This is a genomic window from Vibrio ouci, from assembly GCF_004551525.1.
Lineage (GTDB): Bacteria > Pseudomonadota > Gammaproteobacteria > Enterobacterales > Vibrionaceae > Vibrio > Vibrio ouci.
Genome location: NZ_SATR01000375.1, coordinates 1 through 431, shown reverse-complemented (window position 1 = coordinate 431; position 431 = coordinate 1). Strand labels below are relative to the sequence as shown.

Genomic DNA, 431 nt, shown 5'->3' with positions numbered 1-431 from the left:
AATAACGAGCCTTTGGTTCAAGGTCAGATCCGTGAGGTGATCACGCATTTTGATGACATTGATGTCCACGGCAACTTTACCGATGGGGTTCAGCTTTTTTGGGGGCCCATTGCGTCGGCGGGATACACCGAGGATAAGCGACTTTGGCTCAATTCCTCGATGCGCAGGAATGACGTCAGCGTGGTCTTGTATAACGATATCGTGGAAGCGTTTCTTGCCCGGTTTGAGGTGGAAGATATCGAAGACCTGATGGGGGCCAATGTGTTAGTGGCGGGGAATGGCTCAGGGCGCGAGCATACTTTGTTCAATTTATAGCCCAAAGAATACTCGTGCTCTGTAATCGTCGCACCAACCCGCTTTTTTCAGCTTTTGCCTTTGACTTGGAGCACCACACTCACATTGCTTGAGCATGTTCATGACGAAGCGTCTAA

The 431-nt window shown here is 49.9% G+C and carries 2 pseudogenes; one reads left to right on the top strand and one right to left on the bottom strand.

Annotation, left to right across the window (positions count from 1 at the left end):
• Positions 1 to 315 (top strand): annotated as a pseudogene (locus ELS82_RS26645) (hypothetical protein); the annotation flags it as partial.
• On the opposite strand, the pseudogene ELS82_RS25980 reads toward ELS82_RS26645, so the two are convergent.
• Positions 310 to 431 (bottom strand): annotated as a pseudogene (locus tag ELS82_RS25980) (ISAs1 family transposase); the annotation flags it as partial. The pseudogenes ELS82_RS26645 and ELS82_RS25980 overlap by 6 nt on opposite strands.